We start from the raw sequence: 25,271 nt of genomic DNA, 5'->3' as shown, positions 1-25,271 counted from the left end.
AGGGCCGGTGCCGTCGAGCACCGGCCCTCCCCCCGTTTCACCGCACCGGGCTGCGCCGCACGACCTTCCCCGTGCCGTCCGCTTCGAGCGCGGCCGCGCCCACCGGACCGGTCACGGCGACGCGCAGCGCGAGGGAGCCGGTGAGGTGGTCGGCGGTGAGCTGCCAGGTCCCCGGGGAGCCGGCCCCGAGGCTCGTCGTGGCCTCGCGGACCAGGGCGGGGACGCGGGCGTAGGGCAGGGCGGCCAGGTCGAAGGCGGGGGTGGCGGTGCCGGCGGGCGCGAACACCACGGTCAGCAGCCGCTCCTGGACTACGACGGTGATCGCGCGCGCCGCCCCCGTCTCCTCGTCCTTGCCCTTGTCCTTCGTCAAGGCCGCGACCGCGCGGCGCAGTTCGCCCGAGTCGAGCAGCGACCGGTCCGGCCCGACGGCGACCGTGCCGGACACCGACGTCGAGGTGACCGTCGTGGACCAGGAGGAAGGGGAGGACGAACTGGAGGAGGACACGGACGGCTCGGGGGACGCGGACGCCGATCCGAAGCCGTCCGGGCCCGCCAGGTCCGAGTAGAACGGCAGGACGACCGCCGCGGCACCGATCAGCAGCCCGACGCGGACGGCGCCGCCGAACGCCCGTTCCTCGGGCGGCACGCCCACGAGGGCCGACTCGGGCGCGGAGTCGATGGCGGCGGTGGCCGCCCGGCTCGTCCACTCCGGCGTCGGCCGCTCGGCGATCTCGGTCTCCCACGGCCGGTCCCCCGGGTACTCGACGACGAGGGTCCCGCGCGGACGGTAGTCGGGGAGGTCGACCAGGTTGACGCGATGGCTGAGCTTCACGCGGAACGCCGACGCGTCGTCCGGCGCGACCGTGAGCTCGAAGCTGATCGGCACGTCCCCGGTCTCGGTGGAGTCCGCGCGCAGGCTCTCGATCTTCGCGAGAGCCGTGCGGCGCGGGACGGCCGGCTCGCGGGCGCGGCCCGGTCCCCTTGTCACGATGCCGATCACGACGAGCGGCACGAGCGGCACCAGGCCGACGACGAGCAGGGGGCCCCGGTCGAGGATGAAGCCGACGACCAGAGCCGCCAGCGACACGCCGATCCCGGTGCCGACCAGGAGGCCGCGCGCGAGGGCGCGCTGCATGGCGGAACGGCTCACCCGGCGATCCAGTCGGGGACGGTCGGCAGCACCTGCTGCGCCACCCGGATCAGGGCCGCGTCGTCGGGCACCATGCCGTCCTTGCGCCAGACGGCTATCTCGTAGGAGCCGCCGGCGTCCTTGGCGTCCGGGGCGACGAGCAGGCTGCGGACGGCCACGCCGGGGGCGGACTCGGACTGGTCGCCGTCGAGGCTGAAGCGGATGCTGATCGTCCGGCTCGAATAGAGCACCGCGGGATGCCCGAGGATCGTCTTCTTCTGCGCGTCGTCCAGCAGGCCCTCCAACTGAGCCAGCGGGAGGTCGTCGTAGGACCGCGAGAGCTTCACCGTGTAGGTGTCCAGTGTGACGGTCGCCTCCGGGACGATGCCGATCAGCGACTCGGCCGAGCCGGTGGTGCCCTGGCCCGTCCCGAGCGCCTGATCCTCGGGCGTGCCGAGGAGCGTGGGCAGGTCCGCGCGGTTGAGCGCCGTGCACAACTGCGACCCCGAGAGGCGTTTCGCCGCAGCCGCTTCCCTGGCCTCCTTGCCGGTCTCGGCGTCGGCCGTGCAGGTGGCCGGTTTGCCGACGGCGTCGGCCGTGTTCTTCTGCATCACGAACAGCGCGCCCCCGATGGCCGCGACCACGACCAGCGCCGCCGTCGCCTGGGCCCAGGCATTGGGCCCCTTCTCGGCCACGCCGACGTCGTCGCCCGTGCCGTCGCCCGTGTCGTCCATGATGCCCATTACCCCCGGTACCCCCTGGTCACCCTGCTCCCCCGGCGCGCGCCGGTCGTGCGCGCGCCGGGGGAGCCTAGCGGGTGATCCAGCCAGGCGATAGTCAATTCACGTTGACCGCGCTCCAGGCCGCCGCGACCGCGTTGTACTCCGCGCCGCCGCTGCCGTAGAGGTCCCTGGCCGCGTTGAGAGTGGCGGTCCTCGCGCCCGCGTAGTTCGTCGAGGACGTCATGTAGACGGTCAGGGCCCGGTACCAGATCGCGCCGAGCTTGTCGCGGCCGATGCCGGTGAGCGTGGAGCCGTTGTACGTCGGGGAGTTGTAGGTGACCCCGTTGATCGTCTTCGTGCCGCTGCCCTCCGCGAGGAGGTAGGCGAAGTGATTGGCAACGCCGGAGGAGTAGTGGACGTCCAGGTTGGCGACCGAACTGCTCCAGTAGTCGGCGGAGTTGGCGTCCTTGCTCGGCTTGTCCATGTAGCGCAGGGCGTCCCGGCCGAAGCCGGAGCGGACGATCTTCTCGCCGATGAGGTAGTCGCCGGCGTCGGAGGCGTTGCCCGCGTAGAACTCGACCAGCGAGCCGAAGATGTCGGAGGTCGCCTCGTTGAGGCCGCCGGACTCGCCCGAGTAGGTCAGGTTGGCCGTCTTCGACGTCACGCCGTGGGACATCTCGTGGCCCGCCACGTCCAGCGCCACCAGCGGGCCGAGCTGGGTGGCGTTGCCGTCGCCGTAGGTCATGCAGAAGCAGCTGTCGTCCCAGAAGGCGTTGGCGTAGTTGTTGCCGTAGTGGACCCGGTTGTAGGAGCCCTTGCCGTCGTTGCCGATGCCGTTGCGGCCGTGGACGTTCTTGTAGTAGTCCCAGGTGACGTCGGTGCCGTACTGCGCGTCGACGGCCGCCGTGGAGCGGTCGGTCGCCGCGCCGGTTCCCCAGTGGTTGTCGGCGTCGGTGAACAGCGTCGCCGGGGCGCGGCTGATGCAGATGCCGAAGATGCACAGGTCGGTCTTGTTCTCCGCGTCGCCGGTGTACGTGTTGCCGCGCGTCGGGTCCTTGAGCTGGTACGTCGATCCCGAGAGGGTCGTCTCCAGCGGGACCGTGCCGCCGTACAGGGACTTGCCGTCGCCGGTGGCCGTCTCGATGCTGTCCCAGGCGTCGATCTGGGCGCCGGTGCGGGCGTCGGTCAGCACCTCGCGGGCGACCGGGTTGCCGAGCGAGTCCAGGGCGACGACGTTCGTCCGCCAGGCCAGCTTCGGGGCGCCGTGCAGGGCGTCGACGACCAGCTGCGGCTTGGCCTTGACCTGGGTCAGCGCCTCGCCGAGGTTGACCGCGCGCAGGGCGTTCACGGCCGCGTCGGCGGCCTTGGGGGCGGAGAGGGCGGGGGCGATGCTCGGCAGCGCGATCGTCGCCTTCGTCGCCCGGTTCGCGCTGCGGTAGGCGCCGTCGGGGGCCAGGTGGACGACGAAGTCGCCGCCGAGTACCGGGAGTTGACGGTAGGTGCGGTCGTAGCGGACGTGCTGGGCGCCGTCCTTGTCGACGATCACGTCGCGCACGGACGTGGACTGCAGCGAGGTGAGGCCCAGGGCCGCCGCGTGGTCGGCGAGGGCCTCCGCCGCGTGGTCGAGGGCGGTGGCCCGGGTCGGCCTGTCGGCCGCGCCGGCGACCGGGGAGAGTACGGCGGCCAGCAGCGTGGCCGTGGTGGCGGCGATGCCGGCGGTGGCGAGACGGGAACCTCGGACGTGCTGCCGTATCCGTATCCGACTCATCGGTGTCTTCGGTCTCCTCGAGAAGGCGCCGTGGGGGCGCGTGGGGGTGACTCGGGGGGGGTGACTCGGGGGGGGTGACTCGGGGGGGGTGGCGCTGAGTTCGTCCTGGCATTTAAGAGGCCCTGACATGTCATGTCCATAGCGTCCACGCGGGGGATGAGTGAGGATCGGTCAACATCGGTGAAGGGGGAAAGGAGGGGAAGAGCAGGGGAAGAGAAGGGGGGAGAATCGTTTCCGTGAGCGCCCCCGAACTCCCCTTCTTCGTCTACGGCACCCTCCGCCCCGGCGAGGTCAACCACGACCTCTTCCTGCGCGGCCGGACCCTGCGCGAGGAACCGGCCCGGCTGGCGGGCGCGGTGCTCTACGACGGGCCGGGCTATCCGTACGCGGTCGAGGAACCGCGGGAGCGGGGCGCGGCGGTGGCCGGCGAACTGGTCACCGCCCGGCCCGAGGCATACGCGCGGCTGCTCGCCGACCTCGACCGGCTGGAGGAGTACGCACCGGGCGACCCGCACAACCTGTACGAGCGCGTGGAACGCGAGGTGGTCTGCGAGGTGGTCTGCGGGGTGGCCGACGGGGAGGCCTCGCCTCCCGGCGGCCCCACTCACTCCGTGCGCGCCTGGGTGTACGTCGCAGCACCCGCCGTCGCCGCCGCCCTGCGGGCCCGGGGCAAGCTGATCAAGGGCGGGGACTGGCTCACACGACGATGAGGCTTTAGGGGCGCGGGGAACTGCGCGACCAGCCACGATGGCGCCGCAGCGAAACGACGGCGCATCCCGGCACTTCCAGCGAAGCGCTCAGGGGCCGAGGGCCGGGGACCGACGGCCGGGCGTCGAAGGGCGAGGAGGGGTCACCCGTTCACACCCTTGCGTGGGCGCATTTCCGGGTCGGGTGCGGCGGAGCCGTTCGCACGTCGGTGACCTGCTGAAACGCGGGCGCCCGCACCCCGCTCGGCGGGGCCTGCGACACCCGTTCATCCCAATTCCCGACGCATCCTCGGGAAGCGCGCTCGCCGCGCTGCGACTTACCTCGGAAGGACAGGGACGCGACCGAAGAGCTCGTGAGGAGCACCGATGCGACGACGTACCGCCCGTACCGCAGCCCGGCTGCTGACCGGTACCGCGCTCGCCGTCACCGCCGCGGCCGGACTCGCCGCGCCCGCCCACGCCGCCGGTCCGGCCGCCGGCGTCGGGCGGCTGGACGTGTACCCGTCCACCGCGGTGCCGGGCGGGCAGGTCTCGGTGAACACGGCGGCGTGCGGGGACGGCGGAGCCGCCGCGGGCGACGCCGGGGCGGTCGGCGCCGGCCCCTTCCCGCTCGCGCCCACCACGCACGACGGCGAGGCGATCGGCCAGTTCCAGGTGCCGCCGAGCGCGCAGCCGGGGACGTACGAGATCGTCGCGGAGTGCGCGGCGGGCGGGCGGCGGCTCGCCGGGGATCTGGTGGTGGTGCTGGCCTCGGACCGGCAGGCGGTGCATCCGCGAGGAAGTGTGAAGACGGGGGTCGGCGGCGCACTGGGCCCCGACCCCGTACAGACCGCGGCCGGTGTGGCGGCTCTCGCCGTCGCCGCCGCGGGCGGTACCTGGCTCCTGCATCGCCGGGCGAGAGGCGACGGGATCTGACGGACACCCTCCGCTGTCCGTCCGCCGGTACCGCATGTCCCCTCCCCCTCCGGGTCCGACGCCCCTCGCGGCCCGGAGGGGGCCCGGGGTTCCCGCTCACGGAGCGGCCACGGAGCACCTACGGAGCACCCACGGGAGGTCTCGGCATGCGCAAGGTCGGCAACTCCGCGATAGCGGCGGTCACCGTGGCCGCCCTCTGCTGCGGCGCATGGCTGCTGCGCGGCGGCGCCGAGACGCACGCCCCGCCGCAGCCGTCCGCCGCACAGGCGCATGCCGACCGGGCCGCCGAGGCGTCCACGGCGCCCGCGCTGCCGCCGTCCCCGCCCGACCGGGTCCGCATCCCCGCGATCCACGTGGATGCCCCCCTGATGGGCCTGGCCCTGACCGCGTCCGGCAGCCTCGACGTCCCGCCCGCCGCGAAGAAGAACCTGGCCGGCTGGTACGAGGCCGGCACCACGCCCGGTGAGACGGGCACCGCGATCGTCGCCGGCCATGTCGACAACGCCGACGGGCCCGCCGTCTTCTACGACCTGGGCGCCCTGCGCAAGGGCAGCGCCGTCGAGGTGGACCGCCGCGACGGCAGCGTGGCCGTGTTCACGGTGGACGCCGTGGAGGTGTACCGCGCGAACGCGTTTCCCGACGAGAAGGTCTACGGCCCCGCCGACCGGCCCGAGCTGCGGGTGATCACCTGCGGCGGCGGATACTCCCGGGCAACCGGTTACCAGGGCAACGTGGTCGTCTTCGCCCACCTCACGGGCGTCCGCCACAGATGAGCCGCCGGAACCCTCACACCTGGGCCCGGGCCCCGCTGAGGGCAGCGTTCCTCGCGGGAAACAACCGTGATGCTGCCGGGTAACGTCGGCATCGCACGCTCCTGGGCATGACCTCGAATTCGCGTGTGGTGGTGCTCGGCGCCGGCCTCGCGGGCGTACGACTCGCCCGCCGGCTCGGCGAGCTGGGTGCGCCCGCGCTGCTCGTCGGCGAGGAGGAGCACCGGCCGTACAACCGGGTGCTGCTCGCCGAGGTGCTGGCCGGCCGGTACGCCCCGGAGGTGATCGCGCTGCCCGCGCCAACCGGTCTGGTGCGGGCCCGGGTCACCGGCATCGACCGCGACCGGCGGACCCTGGCCTGCGCGGACGGCTCGGAGATCGCATACGACACGCTCGTCCTGGCCACCGGCTCCAACCCGGTACTGCCGCCGCTGCGCGGACTGTTCACGGACATGTACCTCGCACCGACACACCGGGCAAGCGATCCCACCCGCCTTTCCGGCCGGGGGTCCGGGGGTTGTCCCCCGGGAGGGCACAGCACGCCGGACCATGTGCTGCCGGAGGGCGTCCACGCCTTCCGGACCATGGACGACTGCCTCGGCCTGTCGAAGGCCGTGCGGCCGGGCGTGCGGGCGGTCGTCATCGGCGGCGGGCTCCTCGGGGTCTCCGCGGCCCGCGCGCTCGCGGTGCGCGGCGCACAGGTCGTCCTCGCCCAGCAGGCCGAGCGGCTCATGGAGCGCCAGCTCGACCCGAGCGCCTCCGCACTGGTCCGCCGGCACCTCGCCGGCCTCGGCGTGGAGATCCACACCGAGTGCCGGGTACGCGACGTGCGCTGCGTCGGCGGGGCCGTCCGCTCCGTCGAGATGGCCGACGGCTACACCCTGGGCGCCGACCTGGTGGTGCTGGCCTGCGGGGTCTCGCCGCGCGCGGGACTGGCGAAGGAGGCGGGGATCGCCGTGCACAAGGGGATCCTGGTCGACGACGAACTCCGGACGTCCGACCCGCACATCCACGCGATCGGCGACTGCGCGCAGCACGGCGGGACCGTGTACGGCCTCGCCGCCCCGGCGCTGGAACAGGCCGACGCGCTGGCCGAGCTGCTCGTCGGCGATCCGAACGCGCGCTACGGCGGCACCCGCGCCCTCACCCGGCTCACGCTCGCCGGAAACAACGCCGGAAACAACGCCGGAAACGGCACCGGGAACAACGGCGGAAACAACGCCTTCGGTCCTGCCGGGAACAGCGCCTTCGACCTCGCCGCGTTCGGCGAGACGGAGCCGCGCCCCGGCGACGACGTCGTCCAGCTCGCCGACGCCACCCGCGGCACCTACCGCAAGGTCGTCGTCCGCGACGACCGCCTGGTCGGCGGCGTGCTCGTCGGCGAACTCGGCACCGTCGGCGCGCTCGCGCGCGCCTGGGAGGGAGCAGAGCCGCTCCCCGACCACGGCCCCCTGCTCCACCTGCTCACCAACGACGGAGGCTCCTGATGACCGCCACCCCGGAGGCCACGGAGGCCACCCCCACGATCGTGCTCGTCGGCCACGGCATGGTCGGCCAGCGCTTCCTCGAAGCGCTCGCCGAGCGCGGCCTGACCGCCACGCACCGCGTGGTCGTCCTGTGCGAGGAGCCGCGCCCCGCGTACGACCGCGTCGCCCTCACCTCGTACTTCTCGGGCAAGACGCCCGAGGAACTGTCCATGACCGACCTGGACTTCATCGCCGCGCACGGCATCGAACTGTACGTCGGCGACCCGGCGGAGACGATCGACCGCGAGGCGCGGAAGGTCACCGCCCGCTCCGGTCAGGTCTTCGAGTACGACACGCTCGTCCTCGCCACCGGCTCCTACCCCTTCGTGCCGCCCGTGCCGAACAAGGACGCCGAGGGCTGCTTCGTCTACCGGACGATCGAGGACCTCCTCGCCATCGAGGAGTACGCGAAGTCGCGCGCCACGACCGGCGCGGTGGTCGGCGGCGGTCTGCTGGGTCTGGAGGCCGCAGGCGCGCTGAAGGGTCTCGGACTCACCTCCCACATCGTGGAGTTCGCGCCCCGGCTGATGCCCGTCCAGGTCGACGCGGGCGGCGCCGCAGCCCTGCTGCGCACCATCGAGGACATGGGCCTGAGCGTCCACACCGGCGTCGGCACACAGGAGATCGTGGTCGGCGAGAACGGCGCCGTCACCGGCATGAAGCTGTCCGACGGCTCCGAACTCGCCACCGACCTGGTGGTGTTCAGCGCCGGCGTCCGCCCCCGCGACCAGCTCGCCCGCGACTGCGGACTGACGGTCGGCGAGCGCGGCGGCATCGCGGTCGACGAGCAGTGCCGCACGGTCGCCGACCCGCAGGTGTTCGCGATCGGCGAGTGCGCGCTGGCCGCCGACGGCCGGGTGTACGGCCTGGTCGCCCCCGGCTACGAGCAGGCCGCCACCGCCGCCGCGACGATCGCCGCCGACGAGGCCGCTTTCACGGGCGCCGACCTCTCCACCAAGCTGAAGCTGCTCGGCGTGGACGTGGCGTCCTTCGGCGACGCGCACGGCGCCGCCGAGGACTGCCTGGACGTCGTCTACTCCGACTCCCGCTCGGGCCTGTACAAGAAGCTGGTTATCGGCCGCGACGGCACGCTGCTCGGCGGCATCCTGGTCGGCGACGCGGAGGCCTACGGCACGCTGAAGGCCTTCACCGGCTCGGTGCCGCCCGTCGCCCCCGAGTCCCTCGTCCTGCCGGCCGGCGCCGGGGAGTCCGTCCAGCTCGGCCCGTCCGCGCTGCCGGACGACGCGATCATCTGCTCCTGCAACAACGTCCGCAAGGGCACGATCCGCGGCGCGGTCACCGAGCACGACTGCACCACCGTGCCCGAGGTGAAGAAGTGCACCAAGGCCGGTACTACGTGCGGCAGTTGCGTCAAGGTGCTCGGACAGCTGGTCACCGCCGAGCTGGAGGCGAGCGGCGTCGAGGTCGACAAGGGCCTGTGCGGCTGCTTCGGCCAGACCCGCGAGGAGCTGTACGAGATCGTCTTCGCCCTGCGCATCAACACCTACCAGGATCTCCTGGACCGCTACGGCCGCGACGGCGCCAGGGGCGGCGACGGCTGTGACATCTGCAAGCCGGCGGTCGGCTCGATCATCGCCTCCCTCGCCCCGACCATCGGCGCGAGCGGCTACGTCCTGGACGGCGAGCAGGCGGCCCTCCAGGAGACCAACGACCACTTCCTCGCCAACCTCCAGAAGAACGGCTCGTATTCGGTCGTCCCGCGCATCCCCGGCGGCGAGATCACCCCCGAGGGGCTGATCGTGATCGGCGAGATCGCCCGTGACTTCGGCCTCTACACGAAGATCACCGGCGGCCAGCGGATCGACATGTTCGGCGCGCGCGTCGAGCAACTCCCGCTCATCTGGACACGGTTGGTGGACGCCGGCTTCGAGTCCGGACACGCCTACGGCAAGTCCCTGCGCACGGTGAAGTCCTGCGTCGGCCAGACCTGGTGCCGCTACGGCGTCCAGGACTCCGTCCGCATGGCGATCGACCTGGAGCTGCGCTACCGGGGGCTCAGGTCGCCCCACAAGCTCAAGTCGGCGGTCTCCGGGTGCGCCCGCGAGTGCGCCGAGGCCCAGTCGAAGGACTTCGGCATCATCGCCACGTCCAACGGCTGGAACCTCTACGTGGGCGGCAACGGCGGCGCGACCCCGCGCCACGCGGACCTGCTCGCCCAGGACCTCGACGACGCCGAACTGATCAAGCTGATCGACCGTTTCCTGATGTTCTACATCCGCACGGCGGACCGCCTGGAGCGCACCTCGACCTGGCTGGAGCGCATCCCCGGCGGCCTGGACCACGTCCGGGACGTCGTCGTCGAGGACTCCCTCGGCATCTGCGAGGAGCTGGAGTCCCTGATGACGGCCCACGTGGCGCACTACGCCGACGAGTGGGCGACCACCATCAACGACCCCGAGAAGCTCGCCCGGTTCGTGTCCTTCGTCAACGCGCCGGACACCCCCGACCCGGTCGTCGGCTTCGTCCCCGAGCGCGACCAGATCAAGCCCGACCTGCCGCTGCTCACCATCGGCCACCGTCCCCTGGAAGGGAGCGCCCAGCGATGACCCTGGCACCCGAGACCACCGACCTGAAGGTCCAACTCCAGTTGGAGGACGCCTGGTTCACGGTCTGCGACCTGAGCCGGCTCGTCCCCGGCCGGGGCGTGGCCGCGCTGCTGCCGGACGGCCGCCAGGTCGCCCTGTTCCGCGACCGCTCCGGCACCCTGTTCGCCGTCGACAACCGCGACCCGTTCGGCGGCGCGGCCGTCCTCTCCCGCGGCCTGACCGGCACCCATCAGGGCCGCCCCTTCGTCGCCTCGCCGCTCCTCAAGCAGCGCTTCGACCTGCGGACCGGCGAGTGCCTGGACGACGAGACGGTACGCATCGCCACCTACGAGGTGCGCACGGCCTGACGGGCGGCGCCCGTTCGGGTCCTCAGGTCGGGTCAGCGTGGGCCCGGGGTCGTGGCCTGGAGGCGTCTCGACTGGCGCTGGGCGGGGATGCCGTGGGCCCCGGGGCGGGCCGGCACCGCGGGGAGCCGGACGACCGCGTCCAGGCCGCCGTGCGGGGCCGGCCGCAGGACCACCTCGCCGCCGCTCGCGTGGGCGAGGCGCTGCACCAGGGCGAGGCCCAGACCGGTGCCGCCCTTGGGGGCGTCCGGGGCACGCCAGAAGCGGTCGAAGGCACGGCGGCGCTGCTCCTCGGTCATCCCGGGGCCTTCGTCCATGACGTGCAGCTCCACCCACGCCGGACCGGCCGGCCGGTGCGGGCCGCGAGGCGTGAAACGGCGCTCGTGGGGCGTGTGGCAGCGCGGGTCGACGGAGACCGTGGAACCCGGAGGCGCCACGCGCAGGGCGTTGGAGAGCAGGTTGTCGAGGATCTGCTCCACCGCCCCGGGCAGCGCCAGCACCTCGCCGTCGTAGTCCCCCGCCAGCGCCAGCCAGACCCCGTGCTGCTCGAACAGCGGCGTCCAGGCCCGATGCCGTTCCGCGCACACCCGGCCCAGGTCGATCTTCTCGCGTTCGGCGGCGCTCTCGTCGAGCCGGGCCATCGCGAGCAGCCCCTCGACCATCCGGGCCAGCCGGTCGGTCTCGGTCAGCGCGGCGGTCAGCGAGCCGCGGGCGTGCAGGGCGATGTCGCTCTCCAGGTTCTCCAGCCGCAGCCGCAGCGCCGCGAGGGGCGTCTTCAGCTGGTGCGATGCCTCACCGGCGAACGCCCGCTGGGAGGCCAGCAGATGCTCCAGCCGGGCGGCGGTGCGGTTGAAGGTCGCGGCGAGACTGCGCACCTCCGGCGGCCCGTTGGTGATCGCGACGGGCGTCGCCGCCCCGCCGACGGCCAACTCGTGCGTGGCCCGCTCCAGTTCACGGATGGGCCGACCGGTCCAGCGGGCGATGACGAAGCCGAGGGCGGCGACGGCGGTCAGCGCCGCGAGTCCGCCGAGCGCCAGCAACAGCCAGACGTGGTGGACCCGTTCGGACACCATGCGGGTCGGCAGGGTGATCCGCACGGCGCCCTGCTTCTCCGCGCCGTGCGCCACCGGCGTGGCCACCGCGAGGTACTGCACCCCGCCGATGGTGGAGGTGCGGACGTCCGCGGTGGCGGTTCCCTGCAGCGCGGCGGCGATCCCCGGCCAGGTGGCGAGGTTGCCCTCCTCTCGCTCGGTGAGCGGATGCGAGGTGGCCAGCAGTCTGCCGCGCTCGTCGACGATCAGCACCTTGCCGCCGATGCGTTCGGCGCAGTGCGCGGCCCGTTCGGGCAGATCCTGCGCCTCCCGGCCCGCCGAGATGGACAGGGAGGCGTACGCCGACACCGACTCGGCCTCGTCCTTGGCCAGGTTGATCACCCGGTCCCGCTCGCCCCGCGAGTACACATAGCCGAGCGGGATCTCCAGACAGAGCAGCACCAGGGCGGCGAGCGTGAGGTAGCTGAGCAGCAGCCGACGGGTCATCGGTAGGCCGCCGAGCGCTGAGGGGGCTGAAAGCTGTCGAAGCTCTCGTAGGCCTCGTGGGGGTAGGCGGGCCGGGGTTCGTACGCCGAGGGAGGCTCGTACGCGGCGGGCTCGTAGGCGGGAGGCTCGTAGGCGGTCGACTCGTGGGCGGCGGGCTCATAGCCCGTGCGCTCGTAGCCCGTGGACTCGTAGGCCGTGGGCTCGTAGCCCGTGGGGTCGTAGCCCGTGGGGTCGTAGGGCGTGGACTGGACGTACGTCGGCTGAGCGCGCTCGGTCTGGACGGGCACGGCGTCGACGGGGGCGGCATGAGCCGGGGCGGCCTGGACCGGGGCGGGGGGCGCGTAAGCCTGCTGCGCGCCCGGCGCGGAGGTGTGCACGGCCAGCCGGAAGCCCACTCCGCGCAGGGTCTGGATCCACGCCGGGTTGCCCAACTTCCGTCGCAGGGTGGCCACATGGACGTCCAGCGTCTTCGTCGGACCCTGGTAGTGCGGGTCCCACACGCGGTCGAGGATCTGCTGGCGCGAATACACGGCCCCGGGGTCCTCGGTGAGCAGCGCGAGCAGTTCGAACTCCTTGGGCGTCAGCGCGACCGCCCCCTCCCCCACCCACACCTGCCGGGTCCGCCGGTCGACGACCAGCGGACCGACGGCGCCGGTGGTGGCGGGGGCTGCGCCCACGAGGGCGGCGGGGGCGGCGGGGGCGGCGGGGCGCGACGGTACGGGAGCCTGAGCCTGCCGCATGGGCCCCGGTTGCATGGGTGCCGGTTGCACGGGAGCCGGTTGTACGGGTGCCGGCGGGGCGAGTTCGGCGAGGCGCTGAGGCGCCGCCTCGGCGAAGGGCGCCGCGCCGACGCCCGCACCCGCGAAGGACTCGCCGCCGAAGGGATCGCCACCCGCCAACTGCCCTGGCTCCGCCCGCCGTTGGGCCCGTCGGGTCACCGCACGCACCCGGGCCACCAGCTCACGCATACTGAACGGTTTCGCCAGGTAGTCGTCGGCACCCAGCTCCAGGCCCAGCACACGGTCGGCCTCCTCGCCGCGCGCGCTGAGGATGATGATGGGGACGTCGGAGGTCTGCCGGATGCCTCGGCAGACGTCGATGCCGTCGATGTCGGGCAACCCCAGGTCGAGCAGCACGACATCGCCGTACTGCGCCCTCAACCCCTCGTTGCCGGTGGCGACGTGATGCACCGTCAGCCCGAAGTTCGCAAGGCCCTCGACGAGCGGTTCGGCGATCGTCCGGTCGTCCTCGATGAGCAGGACTCGTACACCCATGCGTTCCCGTCTCTCCCGTGAACCAATTCGCGTGTTCAGTGGAACTGACACGCTACAAGAACGGTCAGGAAACCGCCTACGCCTCCCGGGCAATGTGAGCAGCCACTCAACTCCGGACGAAAACTGTCCCATTCTTGTCGGCGGTTTAGTGTTCCTCTAACCTTCGCCTGGCATTGCCCCCTCTACGGTGATGGGGAACTGGTCGGACCCCCATGCCGACCAGCTCTGAACTGGGAGGATCCGTGAAGGCACTGCTGGACCGCGCCCGCTCGTTCAAGCGGCGGGTCGACTTCGAAAGCGGCGAATACCGACGATTGGCGGAAGGCCAATATCCCGAGGCGTTGTTCATCACCTGCTCCGACTCGCGGGTGATTCCAGCCCTGATAACGGGCGCACGGCCCGGCGAGATATTCGAGCTGCGAAACGCAGGCAATATCGTTCCGCCGCACGGCCGACCGGGCGCCTCGGGCGAGGCGGCCACCATCGAGTACGCACTGGAGGTGCTCGGCGTTCAGGACATCGTGGTGTGCGGCCACTCCCACTGCGGTGCGATGGGCGCGCTCAAGTCCGGCGACGACCTCTCCGGTCTGCCCGGCGTGGACGCCTGGCTGCAACTGGCCCGCCCCCGGCTGGCGCCGGTCCTGGACGGCCACGTCGAGGACCCGTCGATGCCGGACGTCGCCCAGCTGAACGTCGTCAACCAGCTGGCTGTGCTGCGGAGTTACCCGGCGACGCGACGGCGTCTCGACTCGGGTCGGCTGCGCCTGCACGGCTGGTACTACGAGGTGGACACCGGCCAGGTGCACGAACTGGACGACGACGGCCTGTTCCGGGTGCACGCGGCATGAGCGGCTCACACGCCCGGCACGGCCGAGGGTGGGGCCCGGGCTCCGACGCCAGCGACGGCAGGGGCCGCACGTTCGGCGAGGAGGCCGGTCTGACGGGCCCACCGCGCCGGCCCATGCCCTCCCCGTCGTCCGCGTTCTCCGCGCCGCCGCTGACGCCCCCCGTGCCTGCTTCGGTGCCCAGGCCTTCTCCCACTTCTCCTACTCCTCCGGAAGCTCCAGCGGCTGGGGCAGCTGCGGCGGCTGGGGCGGGTAGGACGACGCGGATGCCTCGGCCGCCCGTGCGGGAACCCCGCGTCCCGCGAGACGGCAGGGAGGCCGGACGGCAAGCCGGTGAAGAGGCCGCCGCCGCACAGGCCACGGAGAAGGCGGCGAAGGCGGCGATGGCGGCGATGGGGAAGGCGGCGGCTGCGAACGGCGCTGCCAAGGCCTCGGGGCCGAAGGTCGATCTGGCCACCGAGATCACCGCGTCCCTCGTCGTCTTCCTGGTGGCGCTCCCGCTGTGCATCGGCGTGGCCGTCGCCTCGGGCGTGCCCGCCGAACTGGGCATCATCTCGGGCGTCATCGGCGGCCTGGTGGTGGGCGCGGCGCGCGGCAGCACGCTCCAGGTGAGCGGCCCGGCCGCCGGTCTCGCGGCGCTGGTCGCGGAGACCGTGCTGGAGTTCGGCGTGGCGATGCTCGGCGTGATCGTGTTCTTCTCCGGCATCCTGCAGATCGTCCTCGGCCTGGTGAGACTGGGCCGGTTCTTCCAGGCGATCTCCCTGGCCGTCGTCCAGGGCATGCTCGCGGGCATCGGCCTGCCGCTGATGTTCGGCCAGGCGTATCCGGCGATGGACGCGAAGGCTCCGGGCACCCCGCTGGAGAACATGGCCGGCATCCCCGGCCTGATCACGGACACGCTGGCCAACCCGCAGGCGATGATCGCGGCCGGCCTGGGCATCGTCACGGTCGTCCTGAGCTTCCTGTGGAAGAAGATGCCGGGACCGGTCAAGAAGGTGCCCGCGGCGCTGGTCGCGGTGGGCATCGGCATCGGGGTGGCCGCGCTGCCGGGCGTCGACATCAAGACGCTCCAGGTGGGCAACCTGCTGGCCTCGGTCGACGTGCCGGGCGCGGAGCAGTTCGCCGGCCTGGCGGACGCCGGGATCATCACCGCGATCCTGACCTTCACGGTGATCGCCTCCGCGGAGTCCCTGTTCACGGCGGCCGCGGTGGACCGTATGCACGACGGCCCGCGCACCCGCTACAACCCCGAGCTGATCGCCCAGGGCGCCGGCAACACCCTCGCGGGCCTGCTCGGCGCGCTCCCCATCACGGCGGTGGTGGCCCGTAGCTCGGCGAACGTCCAGGCGGGCGCCAAGACCCGGCTCTCCCGCACGCTGCACGGCCTGTGGCTGCTGGCCTTCGCCATCCTCCTCCCCCAGGTGCTGGCCCTGATCCCGATCTCGGTCCTCGCGGGGGTCCTCGTCCACAGCGGCTGGAAGCTCTTCGCGCCCGAGGAGTTCCCGAAGATGTGGCGGCAGGACCGCGGCGAGTTCGCGGTCATGACGCTCACCACGCTGGTCATCGTGGCGACGGCCCTGCTGGAGGGCGTCCTGATCGGTCTCGCGGCGGGCATCGTGCTGGCGGCGGTGCGCATGTCGCAGACGGTCATCAAGCAGCACCTCGAGGAGGACACGGCGAAGGTGGTCATGGCCGGGAACGCGACGTTCCTGCGGCTGCCCCAGGTCATCGAGGCCCTGGAGACCGCGGCGCAGGCCGGCAAGCCCCGGATCCGGCTCGACCTCACCGGCGTGACCCACCTCGACCACGCCTGCCGCAGCCAGGTGGAGGAGTTCACGGCCCAGCAGCGCGGCAAGGGCCTACGGGTGGAACTCCTGCTGCCGGGCCCGGCGAAACGCCTGCCCGTACCGGAGGACACGGCACCGGCCCCCGACCTGGCCCTACAGACCGACCCGCTGCCCCGCCGCGAGCCGGCCCCGGCAACCGCTTCCGCCTCCGCCTCCGCAACCAGCCCCGGCCCCACCGCCGAGTGGTTCTACCTGGACACCACCCCGATGCCGGAGGACTTCGCCCAGAGGTACGCGGAGGAGTTCGCCCCGAGCATGGGATACGGGCAGGACTCAGGAAGGGGGTACGGCGGCCAGGGATACGGCCAGGGGTATGACGAGGGCTACGGCCAGGACTATGGCCAGGCCTTCGGACAGAACTACGGCCAGGGGTATGGGCCTGGGTACTCGGAGGAATACGCGCAGCGGTAGGCGAGGGGAGACAGGCGCGGGTCAAGGGCCCCCGGGGCCCCGCGCTTCCGCACCCTCCCCGAAGAAGGACGCCGGAGGCCCTCTGACACCATCTGACGCGACGAACCGAACCGCTCCTCAGGCCTTGAGGGCCTCGTACACCACCCCGGTCAGCTGCTCGGAGGCGCTCCACAGCCGTTCCCCCGCCCGGTCGTCGAGGGTCCAGGAAGCCCGCCGCGAGGGTGCGGGCGCCCCGCGCCACATCGCGAGGGACGGCCCGGTGAACGAGTCCGGGCGGACGCCGGGCGCGGTCGCCGCGTACAGGGCGGGCAGCGCGCCGGCCTCGGCAGGCTGGGCGATCACCCGGTTGCCGAGCGCCATCAGCCGCTCGGCGACCCGGCGCCCCTCTGCTCGCGGCCCGGCCGTCTGCAGGTTGGTCGCCGCGTACCCCGGGTGCGCGGCCGCCGCGACGACGTCGGAGCCGGCCGCCGCGAGCCTGCGCGCCAACTCGTGCGTGAAGAGCAGATTGGCGGTCTTGGAACGGCCGTAGGCGGTCCAACGTCGGTACCGTCGCTCGGAGTTGAGATCGCGGAGATCGATGTTGCCGAGCAGGTGGGCCATGCTGGACACGGTCACCACCCGCGCGCCGTCCGACCCGGCTGCGGGACCCCCCTCCGCGGCGGCGAGCAGCGCGGGCAGCAGCAGCCCGGTGAGGGCGAAGTGCCCGAGGTGATTCACCCCGAACTGCGTCTCGAACCCGTCGGCGGTGGTGCCGTACGGCATCGCCATCACACCGGCGTTGTTGACGAGCAGATCGAGCCGCTCGTACGGCAGCGAGCCCGCGAACTCCCTCACGGAGGCCAGCTCCCCGAGGTCGAGCAGCCCCAACTCCACGTCGCCGCCGGGCACTTCACCGCGCAGCCGCTCGACGGCCGCCCGCCCCCGCGCCTCGCTCCGGCAGGCGAGCAGGACCCGCGCCCCCTTCCGGGCGAGCTCGCGCGCGGTGACGTACCCGAGCCCGCTGTTGGCCCCGGTGACGACGGCGTTGCGGCCGCTCTGATCAGGGATGTCGCGCACACTCCAGCCGGCCATGGCCGTGCTCCTTCCACCACTCCCCGGCAGCCTACGACGGCGCCCGGCCCGTCGCTCCGCAACCCATCTCGCATCCACCCGCCACGACATGTCCACGACACAGCCATCACACAGCTACCCTGCGCTCCTAGCGTTCGGCAGCGCACGACCTACAGCACACGACCTGCAGCACACGCTGTGTGGCCCGCACGACCCTGCTCCACCACCCGTCGCCGGGACCGGCGTACGGGCCGGTTCACCCACACCATCCCCGGGAGTGAGCGTGGAACGTCGTACCTTCCTGCGTACGGCCGCGATCGGCGGCTCCTCCGCCGTACTCGGCGGAACCCTCTGGCGCGGCGCCGCCTACGCGGCCCCCGCCCAGCCCGGCACGGGCCCGTACGGCGCCCTCGGCGCCGCGGACGCCAACGGCATCCGTCTCCCCTCCGGCTTCACCAGCCGGGTGATCGCCCGCTCCGGCCAGACCGTGTCCCGGACGTCGTACACCTGGCACAACGCCCCCGACGGCGGCGCGTGCTACGTGGACGGCACAGGCTGGATCTATGTCTCCAACTCGGAGATCAACCCGTCCGGCGGCGCGAGCGCGGTGAGGTTCTCGGCGGCCGGGGCGATCACGGGCGCGTACCGCATCCTCTCCTCGACCCGCCAGAACTGCGCGGGCGGGAAGACCCCGTGGAACACCTGGCTGTCCTGCGAGGAGGTGGACCGTGGATACGTTTACGAAACAGACCCCTGGGGTGTGACGGCGGCGGTGCGCCGGGATGCGATGGGCCGCTTCAAACACGAGGCGGCGGCGGCCGACCCGGTCCGTCAGGTGATCTACCTGACGGAGGACGAGACGAACGGCTGTTTCTACCGTTTCCGCCCGACGACCTGGGGCAACCTGTCCGCCGGCACCCTGGAGGTCATGGTCGCCGGCACGGCCACCAGCGGCCCGGTGACCTGGACCAGAGTCCCCGACCCCACCGGCGCCTCCGCCACCCGCAACCAGGTCTCCGGCGCCAAGCGCTTCAACGGCGGCGAGGGCTGTTACTACGCGAACGACACCTGCTGGTTCACGACCAAGGGCGACAACCGGGTCTGGCAGTACAACGCGGCGGCCCAGACGATCGAACTCGCCTACGACGACTCCCTCGTGACGTCCGGCACGGCCCCCCTCACCGGGGTCGACAACGTCACCGGCTCCGCCTCCGGCGATCTGTTCGTGGCGGAGGACGGCGGCAACCTGGAGATCTGCGTGATCACCCCGGACGACGTGGTCGCCCCCTTCCTCCGCGTGGACGGCCAGTCGGCGTCGGAGATCACCGGCCCGGCCTTCTCTCCGGACGGCACCCGCCTCTACTTCTCCAGCCAGCGCGGCACGAGCGGCAGCTCGTCGGGCGGGATCACGTACGAGGTGCGGGGTCCCTTCCGAGCCTGACGGGACTGGCGGGGCCAGTGGGGGGGCATGGGGGCGTGGGGGCGTGGGGCGGGCGGGGTTGGCGGGGTTGGCGGGGTTGGCGGGGCGGACAGGATTGAAAGGAACCTGACAGCAAAAGGGTGGAACACGGTCAGGCGGCGACTCGTTACTGGCCAACGAAGTCCAAACTGGAAGTAAAGCCATACCCAGTGGGACCACAGTCATCAGTGTTACGCCGTTCGCCGCCCGAACCCCACTCCCGGAGGCCCGTAACCATGAACGCCACCCCCGCTCCGTCCCGCCGAGCAGTCCTCGGCGGCGCCGCCGCATCCCTGGCGGCCCTCACCTTGACGACGACGCCGGCAACAGCGAAGTCCGGTACTCCTGAGGCGACTTGGCCGGCGGAGTACCCCCTCCCCGACGGCTGGCTCCCCGAGGGCATCGCCATCGGCCGCAAGCCGTACGCCTACCAGGGCTCCCGCGCCAACGGCGGCATCTACCGCACCGACCTGCGCACCGGCGAGGGCACTGTCGTGTACGCAGGCGGCACCGGCCAGATCGCCGTCGGCCTGAAGATCGACCACGACGGCCTGCTGTACGTGGCGGGCAGCACAGGCGTGGCGCGAGTGATCGACTCCCGCACGGGCAGTCTGCTGACAACCCATCAACTCACTGACACCGCAGGCCACTTCATCAACGACGTGACGCTGCTCGGCGACCGCGCCTGGTTCACCGACTCCCGGGCCGCGGCGCTGTACAGCGTCAGGCGCGGCCGGGGCGGTGCCGACATCCGCACCCTCCCCCTCACCGGCGACTGGGTGCAACTCCCCAACGTGAACAACGCCAACGGGATCGTCGGCACGCCGGACGGCCGCGGGCTGATCGTCGTCAAGAGCACGCCGGGCGAGCTGTACAACGTCGACGTCAAGACGGGGTACGCCAAGAAGATCACGCTGGTCGGCGCAGCCGACGTCGTGAACGGCGACGGCCTCTACCGCATCGGCCGCACGCTGTACGTCGTCCAGAACCGGCTGAACCTGATCAGCGTCTGGGCCCTGGACCGCACGGCGACGACCGCCACCCTGACCCGGACGATCACCGACCCGGGCTTCGACGTCCCGACCACGGCCGCCCGCTACGGCGACCGCCTCTACCTGGTCAACGCACGCTTCACCAGCCCGCAACTGCCGGAGACGACGTTCACGGCGGTGGCCGTCTCCCTCTGACGAGACCCGACAAGCCGCACGGGGACGGCACTTGAGAGCACCGGGTGCCGCCCCCCCCTGCCATGATGAACGAATGACAAAGACGACCACGGGCACCTCCGCCTCCGCCTCCGTCTCCGTCTCCGTCTGCCGAAAGGCAGATGCCGCGTAACCGCCCCGGCGCGTTGCGCGCCCTGCGCACCCGCGAGAGCGCCGACACCCGCCCGCGCACCCGCGAGATCCCCGAGCCGGAACGCATCCCCGGCCTGTCCGCACGCACCAGCCTCGCGATCCACCACGTGGAGCAGAAGAGCGGCGGCCACCACCTCTTCGCCGGCGCAACAGCACGCGCCCTCGACCGCTACCGCAGGTCCCTGAGAGCCCCCGGCCGCGGCACCCTCCACCCCCGCACCTCGGCATGCCCCTCCCGCCCACGGTGACGGAATGACGACCCCGGCCCCCAACCCGGCCGATGCACACAGAAAAGTCACGGAACAGCCACACCGCATACACCACCTACAAAACGGCAATACCGTCGTCCCCTCACATCACTCGACACCCTGGGGGGACACCATGACCAACCCGTACACCACCGCCCCGAACCCCACCCCCCGATGGGCCCGCAAGAGATACGTCCTGCCCGCCCTCGCCCTGGCGCTGTTCCTGGGCATGGGCGTCGGCGGCTCCGACGACGGCACGAAGGCGGAAGCGAAACCGACGTCGGCCGACCCCCAGCCGACGGTGACCGTGACGACCACGACGACGGAGACGGCAGTACCGGAACCGGCAGCCACGAAGACAGCGACGGCAACGGTGACCGCAACGGCAACAAAGACGGTAAAGGTGACGGTGACGGAGAAAGCGGCGGCCGCGAACGACGACCCGGCCGCCGACTCCGGAAGCGAGTACTACGAAAACTGCACGGCCGCCCGCGCGGCCGGAGCCGCCCCCGTACACGCAGGCGACCCGGGCTACGGCCGCCACCTGGACCGCGACGGCGACGGAACCGGCTGCGAATAACAAACGCTCCAGACGCCTGGCCGGGCACTTTGCCGAACCGGCAACAAGACTCGCGGGAGCAGCACCGGTCCCAGCATGCTCGAAGTCCCCGAGTCCTGGAGGACCGATGCCGCAACAGCCGACGAGCGACGCCGCGAAACACCGACTGCTGCCCTCGCCCGCGGGCCGAATCCACGTGGTGGAACAGGGCGAGGGGCCGCTGGTCCTGCTCGTGCACGGCTTCCCGGAGTGCTGGTACTCCTGGCGCCACCAGCTGCCGGCCCTGGCCGCCGCGGGATACCGCGCGGTAGCCGTGGACGTCCGCGGCTACGGCCGCTCCTCCAAGCCCGACGCCGCGGACGCGTACCGGATGCTGGAACTGGTGGCGGACAACGTCGCGGTCATACACGCCCTGGGCGAGCGTTCCGCGACGATCGTCGGCCACGACTGGGGCGCGACGATCGCGGCCCACTCCGCGCTCCTCCACCCGGAGGTCTTCGGGGCTGTGGGACTGCTGAGCGTCCCGTACACCCCACCGGGCGGCCCGAAGCCGAGCGAGATCTTCGCAAAGATGAACGCATCAGGTGCAAAGGAGAAATTCTACGTCTCCTACTTCCAGGAACCCGGCCGAGCCGAGGCGGAGATCGAGCCCGACGTACGAGGCTGGCTGGCCGGCTTCTACGCCGCCCTGTCCGCCGACACGATGCCGCCGCCGTCCGCCCCGAGCCCCCACTTCGTCACCACCGGCGGAACCCTGCGCGACCGCTTCCCCACCGACGCGCTCCCCACCTGGCTGACCGAACAAGACCTGGACGTCTACGCCGAGGAGTTCGAGCGAACCGGCATGACCGGAGCCCTGAACCGCTACCGAAACATGGACCAGGACTGGAAAGACCTCACCGACTACACCAACGCCCCGATAACCCAACCGTCCCTCTTCCTCACCGGCAACCTGGACGCCTCCACCACCTGGCTGGCCGCCGCGATCAAGGCCCACTCCCACACCCTCCCCGGCCTGACGGCCTCCCACATCCTCGAAGACTGCGGCCACTGGCTCCAACAGGAACACCCCACCCAAACCAACCACCTCCTCACCACCTGGCTGACCTCCCTCACTACCGTGACCCCATGAACCTCTCGCCGCTCGGGATCGCCGCAGCGCGGAAGGGCGGCACCCCACGGGGCACCGCCCTTCCAGATGCAACTTCAAGGCATCAATCCCGCCGGATCAACTCGGGGTCGATCCGCCGCCCGACCAGCGGCAAGGACCCGACCGCAGCGATCAGCACAGTCGCAAGCGCGCAGGCCAACAGCAACGGCACACCGGCCCCGTCCCAGAAGATCGCACCACCACCGGTAACGAGGTAACCGGACTCGGCGGCCTTCCCGGCAACGACAGCCAACACCAACCCGACGGCCAAGGGCAGCACGACCTGTGCCACCTGCACAGTCCTCAACATACGGGGCCGCATACCGAGCAAAGAGAGCGCGGTTACCTGCGGTCTGCGCTCGAACGCCCGGTCGGTGGCAGCCACAAGATAGGCCGCCACTCCGATGATGAGGCCGAGAACCATACCCATGGCGAGGATCGTCTTGACGACGGCAATCTGCTGCAGCGCGGTGACCACTACGCCGGGGGTATCCACCTTTGCAGTCGGATCGACTCCGCCGATGTCGTCAAGGACCGCACGGACGGTCTCAGGTGCCGAACTGCTGACCAAGACGAGGGTGGCTTCCTGAGGTCGGAAGCCGTCAGGCAGGAAAGAGGGCGGGACAACCACATCGCCACTACTCAGCACAGAGATCCCTGTTTGATCATGGAAGATCACCTGTTGCTTCGGCACTCGCAGAGTCATCACACGTCGCCCGCCCTTCTCGTTCATGAGATGGAACGGAAAGCTCGCACCAGGCTTACTGTCCTCGTCGTAGGGCTCCTGAGGGTTCACTACGCGGAAAGGTCTGCCTTCGGCGCATCGCCCCATTTCAGGTACCATCCCGCGAAGCTGGCCACACGTAGCAATCACGGCGTAGATTACTGGCGGAAATTCAGCGTTCCGATCACTCCACGACGCCGCCACCAATCCATGCCCACGGACACCCGCCACCGACTCGAGCGCCCGTTGCCGCTCTTGGGAAATGCCATCCAGCGAGAGTGTGTACGACTGGACAGGTGACGTGTTCTTGGAAACCTGGTCCAATTCGATGAGAACTCCTTGCACGAGTGAAGCCGCGTAGACCAATAGCACCAGCCCAGTCGCAACCCTAAGAGCCCCGCCCGGTTCCACCTCGTTGCGCCTCATTGCCAAGCTGAGAGGCAGGGAGCGACTGCTGCGCGCAACTGCCCGGGACAGGCCCCGGGAGAGAATCGGGAGTGACAGTACGAGCCCTACGCCGACGAGGACTACCGCGAGCGGCATCAGGATCGACGAGAGTGACGTATCCCGAGGTGCGTGCCCCGTCGCACCTGCTACGCAGTACCCGGCAACGATGCCCAGTCCAGGCAGGAGCGGGAGCAAGCCCCATTTCGCGGGTGGTTTCTCAACCGCGCTGCGCCTCACAGCCAGCGGGTTCGTCGCAGCCTTCCTGGCTCCGATGGCTCCAGCGAACCACGCGAGTGCCGGGCAACCGATCAGGCAAATGAGGGCAGTGGACAGGGACAGCGAGCCGTCGGATGGATACCAACGGAATCCGGGAAGGCCGATGCGGGAGATGAGTTGGTTCGCGGCTGCGTAGATACCCAGGCCGAGTACCGCCCCGATCAATGCCGCAGTGACCGTCTCGGCCGCGTTGACGCGCTGAACGCCCCTCTTGCTCAGCCCGACCAGGCGCAGAGCGGCAAGCCGACGAGCCCGCGCCGCAGCCGACAACCGCGCGCACACGGACAGATAGACGGCCAGCGGTAGCAGCACGACACCTGCAAGCGTGAACCGCACGATGTCCAGCGTTGAAGGTTCCACCGTTTCATCGGTTGTATAGGGCCACCCGTAAAACGTCACAGGAGACCCACCCCTCAACTGATCCCGAGCAACGCCAATGTATGCGTACAGCTCATCGGGATGCGCCAGTCCTTGGGCGCCGATGAGTCCCCGTTCCCGTCCCGGCACAAGCTGGGCGAGTCCCGGCTCCTTCTTGAGTTCGTCATGTAGCTGTGGCGATACAAACACCTCGCCCGGAGCAGGCAACTCATGCAGACCCGGCGGGGGCTCGACCGCTTTGGTCCCTGGCGCGTGAAAGATGCGGGTCATTGGGCGAGAGCCGTATGGGTCTGTCAATCCGAGTTCGAGCGGGGCGGCTCTGTTGTGACCGCTACAGGCCCTGCGACCGCCAGAACAATCTCCCTCACGCGCCGCCTTGCGCCCATCCTGCGCGGCCAGGATTCCCGGAATCGCAAGCACCATGGCAAGGCAACACACACCGACAGCGCTGCCTCCGGCCATGAGGAAGAAACGCACACGGTTGCCCCGCCCACTGCCCAACAACAGACGCAGGCCCAGCAAGAGTTCTTTCATGTCGTCTCCCGCGCCAGGGCCGAGAGAACTCCGTCGCGCATCGCATACTGGCTGTCGGCCCGGGAGGCCACTTGAGCGTCATGCGTGACGAGAACTACGGCCGTCCCCTGAGAACGCGCGAGGGTCAGGAACTCCTCCAGCACAGCAGCGGCGTTGGCGCTGTCGAGCGATCCCGTCGGCTCGTCGGCGAACACCACTGCCGGCCGATGCACCAACGCCCGTGCGACAGCGACGCGTTGACTCTGGCCTCCGGACACCTGCGAAGGACGTCGCTGGCGAAGGTCGGCTAGACCCAGCCGCCCCAGAACCTCCCCGGCAGCAGTCAGCGCCGCGGCTTTACGCTGCCCGGCCAAACGTAGAGGCAGGGCAGTGTTCTCCTCTACGGTCAACTCCGGTAGGAGTTCCCCGTATTGGAAAACAAAACCGAAGCGCTCACGGCGCAGGGCACTGAGTTCCTCGTCGTCCAGTTCGCCAAGGACGCGCCCCTCGAACCGAACTTCACCGCATGCCACCGGCAGGACACCGGCGAGGCAGTAGAGCAACGAGGACTTCCCGGAGCCACTCTGCCCTGTAACTGCTGCGACTTCGCCACGACGCAGGCCGATGTCGGCGTTCCTGACAGCGGGCGTCTCACCATAGAACAGGTCGACACCTTTGGCGGTCAGGACTTCTGACGTGTTGATGATGGTTCCCCTATTGACGAGAGGGAGCCCAGATGCAGACAT

The 25,271-nt window shown here is 71.1% G+C and carries 20 protein-coding genes and 1 pseudogene; 13 read left to right on the top strand and 8 right to left on the bottom strand.

Annotated elements, in window-relative coordinates; all coding sequences use genetic code 11:
* Positions 1-37 precede the first annotated feature (37 nt).
* From ACWCPF_RS05410 to ACWCPF_RS05400, 3 genes are all read right to left on the bottom strand, one after another.
* A complete protein-coding gene (locus ACWCPF_RS05410) occupies positions 38-1,150 on the bottom strand; it encodes a hypothetical protein (RefSeq protein ID WP_451043622.1) in 1,113 nt (370 codons plus the stop codon).
* Entirely contained in the window at positions 1,147-1,863 is a 717-nt protein-coding gene (locus ACWCPF_RS05405; RefSeq protein WP_451043621.1) for a DUF6215 domain-containing protein, read from the bottom strand. The genes ACWCPF_RS05410 and ACWCPF_RS05405 overlap by 4 nt, the downstream gene beginning before the upstream one ends.
* A 103-nt stretch (positions 1,864-1,966) precedes the next feature.
* A complete protein-coding gene (locus ACWCPF_RS05400; protein WP_451043620.1) occupies positions 1,967-3,619 on the bottom strand; it encodes a M4 family metallopeptidase in 1,653 nt (550 codons plus the stop codon).
* A 236-nt stretch (positions 3,620-3,855) separates the two neighbouring features.
* Here ACWCPF_RS05400 and ACWCPF_RS05395 point away from each other — a divergent pair, with 236 nt between their 5' ends.
* The 6 genes from ACWCPF_RS05395 to nirD all read left to right on the top strand — a co-directional run bounded on the left by ACWCPF_RS05395 (position 3,856) and on the right by nirD (position 10,451).
* Positions 3,856-4,329 carry a gamma-glutamylcyclotransferase family protein gene (locus ACWCPF_RS05395; RefSeq protein WP_451043619.1) on the top strand — a complete coding sequence of 158 codons (474 nt, stop codon included), beginning with the start codon at positions 3,856-3,858 and terminating at the stop codon, positions 4,327-4,329.
* 363 nt (positions 4,330-4,692) lie between these two features.
* Positions 4,693-5,241 (top strand): hypothetical protein, encoded by a 549-nt coding sequence (locus ACWCPF_RS05390; RefSeq protein ID WP_451043618.1) that lies wholly within the window; start codon positions 4,693-4,695, stop codon positions 5,239-5,241.
* A gap of 146 nt (positions 5,242-5,387) precedes the next feature.
* Positions 5,388-6,014, top strand: a complete 627-nt coding sequence (locus ACWCPF_RS05385; RefSeq protein ID WP_451043617.1) for a class F sortase — start codon at positions 5,388-5,390, stop codon at positions 6,012-6,014.
* Between the two features lie 107 nt (positions 6,015-6,121).
* The gene (locus tag ACWCPF_RS05380) at positions 6,122-7,498 is read left to right on the top strand and encodes an NAD(P)/FAD-dependent oxidoreductase (RefSeq protein ID WP_451043616.1); all 1,377 of its coding nucleotides are present in this window, start codon (positions 6,122-6,124) and stop codon (positions 7,496-7,498) included.
* The gene (gene nirB / locus ACWCPF_RS05375) at positions 7,498-10,104 is read left to right on the top strand and encodes a nitrite reductase large subunit NirB (protein WP_451043615.1); all 2,607 of its coding nucleotides are present in this window, start codon (positions 7,498-7,500) and stop codon (positions 10,102-10,104) included. The genes ACWCPF_RS05380 and nirB overlap by 1 nt, the downstream gene beginning before the upstream one ends.
* On the top strand, positions 10,101-10,451 hold the full coding sequence (nirD, locus tag ACWCPF_RS05370; protein ID WP_451043614.1) for a nitrite reductase small subunit NirD: 351 nt from the start codon (positions 10,101-10,103) through the stop codon (positions 10,449-10,451). Before nirB ends, nirD begins: the two co-directional genes overlap by 4 nt.
* Before the next feature lie 32 nt (positions 10,452-10,483).
* On the opposite strand, the gene ACWCPF_RS05365 is transcribed toward nirD, so the two are convergent.
* A complete protein-coding gene (locus tag ACWCPF_RS05365) occupies positions 10,484-11,986 on the bottom strand; it encodes a HAMP domain-containing sensor histidine kinase (protein WP_451043613.1) in 1,503 nt (500 codons plus the stop codon).
* 335 nt (positions 11,987-12,321) lie between these two features.
* A pseudogene (locus ACWCPF_RS05360) lies at positions 12,322-13,260 on the bottom strand (response regulator transcription factor); the annotation flags it as partial.
* A 242-nt stretch (positions 13,261-13,502) separates the two neighbouring features.
* On the opposite strand from ACWCPF_RS05360, the gene ACWCPF_RS05355 reads away from it, so the two are divergent.
* Both ACWCPF_RS05355 and ACWCPF_RS05350 read left to right on the top strand, forming a co-directional pair.
* Positions 13,503-14,108: a carbonic anhydrase gene (locus tag ACWCPF_RS05355; protein WP_451043612.1), complete on the top strand. Its 606-nt coding sequence runs from the start codon at positions 13,503-13,505 to the stop codon at positions 14,106-14,108.
* 380 nt (positions 14,109-14,488) lie between these two features.
* Positions 14,489-16,363 carry a SulP family inorganic anion transporter gene (locus ACWCPF_RS05350; RefSeq protein ID WP_451043855.1) on the top strand — a complete coding sequence of 625 codons (1,875 nt, stop codon included), beginning with the start codon at positions 14,489-14,491 and terminating at the stop codon, positions 16,361-16,363.
* A gap of 117 nt (positions 16,364-16,480) precedes the next feature.
* On the opposite strand, the gene ACWCPF_RS05345 is transcribed toward ACWCPF_RS05350, so the two are convergent.
* Positions 16,481-17,434, bottom strand: a complete 954-nt coding sequence (locus ACWCPF_RS05345; RefSeq protein WP_451043611.1) for an oxidoreductase — start codon at positions 17,432-17,434, stop codon at positions 16,481-16,483.
* A gap of 262 nt (positions 17,435-17,696) precedes the next feature.
* Between ACWCPF_RS05345 and ACWCPF_RS05340 the strand changes: the two genes are divergently transcribed.
* The 5 genes from ACWCPF_RS05340 to ACWCPF_RS05320 all read left to right on the top strand — a co-directional run bounded on the left by ACWCPF_RS05340 (position 17,697) and on the right by ACWCPF_RS05320 (position 22,169).
* Entirely contained in the window at positions 17,697-18,854 is a 1,158-nt protein-coding gene (locus ACWCPF_RS05340) for an alkaline phosphatase PhoX (RefSeq protein ID WP_451043610.1), read from the top strand.
* Positions 18,855-19,108: 254 nt separating this feature from the next.
* The gene (locus ACWCPF_RS05335) at positions 19,109-20,059 is read left to right on the top strand and encodes an SMP-30/gluconolactonase/LRE family protein (RefSeq protein ID WP_451043609.1); all 951 of its coding nucleotides are present in this window, start codon (positions 19,109-19,111) and stop codon (positions 20,057-20,059) included.
* Between the two features lie 140 nt (positions 20,060-20,199).
* Positions 20,200-20,478 carry a hypothetical protein gene (locus tag ACWCPF_RS05330; protein WP_451043608.1) on the top strand — a complete coding sequence of 93 codons (279 nt, stop codon included), beginning with the start codon at positions 20,200-20,202 and terminating at the stop codon, positions 20,476-20,478.
* Between the two features lie 133 nt (positions 20,479-20,611).
* Positions 20,612-21,058: an excalibur calcium-binding domain-containing protein gene (locus tag ACWCPF_RS05325; RefSeq protein ID WP_451043607.1), complete on the top strand. Its 447-nt coding sequence runs from the start codon at positions 20,612-20,614 to the stop codon at positions 21,056-21,058.
* A 106-nt stretch (positions 21,059-21,164) separates the two neighbouring features.
* Positions 21,165-22,169 (top strand): alpha/beta hydrolase, encoded by a 1,005-nt coding sequence (locus ACWCPF_RS05320; RefSeq protein WP_451043606.1) that lies wholly within the window; start codon positions 21,165-21,167, stop codon positions 22,167-22,169.
* An 82-nt stretch (positions 22,170-22,251) separates the two neighbouring features.
* Here the strand turns inward: ACWCPF_RS05320 and ACWCPF_RS05315 are convergent, their stop codons facing one another.
* Both ACWCPF_RS05315 and ACWCPF_RS05310 read right to left on the bottom strand, forming a co-directional pair.
* Positions 22,252-24,546 carry an FtsX-like permease family protein gene (locus ACWCPF_RS05315; protein WP_451043605.1) on the bottom strand — a complete coding sequence of 765 codons (2,295 nt, stop codon included), beginning with the start codon at positions 24,544-24,546 and terminating at the stop codon, positions 22,252-22,254.
* Complete coding sequence (locus tag ACWCPF_RS05310; protein ID WP_451043604.1) at positions 24,543-25,271, bottom strand: ABC transporter ATP-binding protein; 729 nt, start codon at positions 25,269-25,271, stop codon at positions 24,543-24,545. Before ACWCPF_RS05310 ends, ACWCPF_RS05315 begins: the two co-directional genes overlap by 4 nt.

Source organism: Streptomyces sp. NPDC001858 (assembly GCF_053594615.1).
Note: the sequence above shows the minus strand (reverse complement) of the source record. Positions and strands in the feature narration are given on the sequence as shown.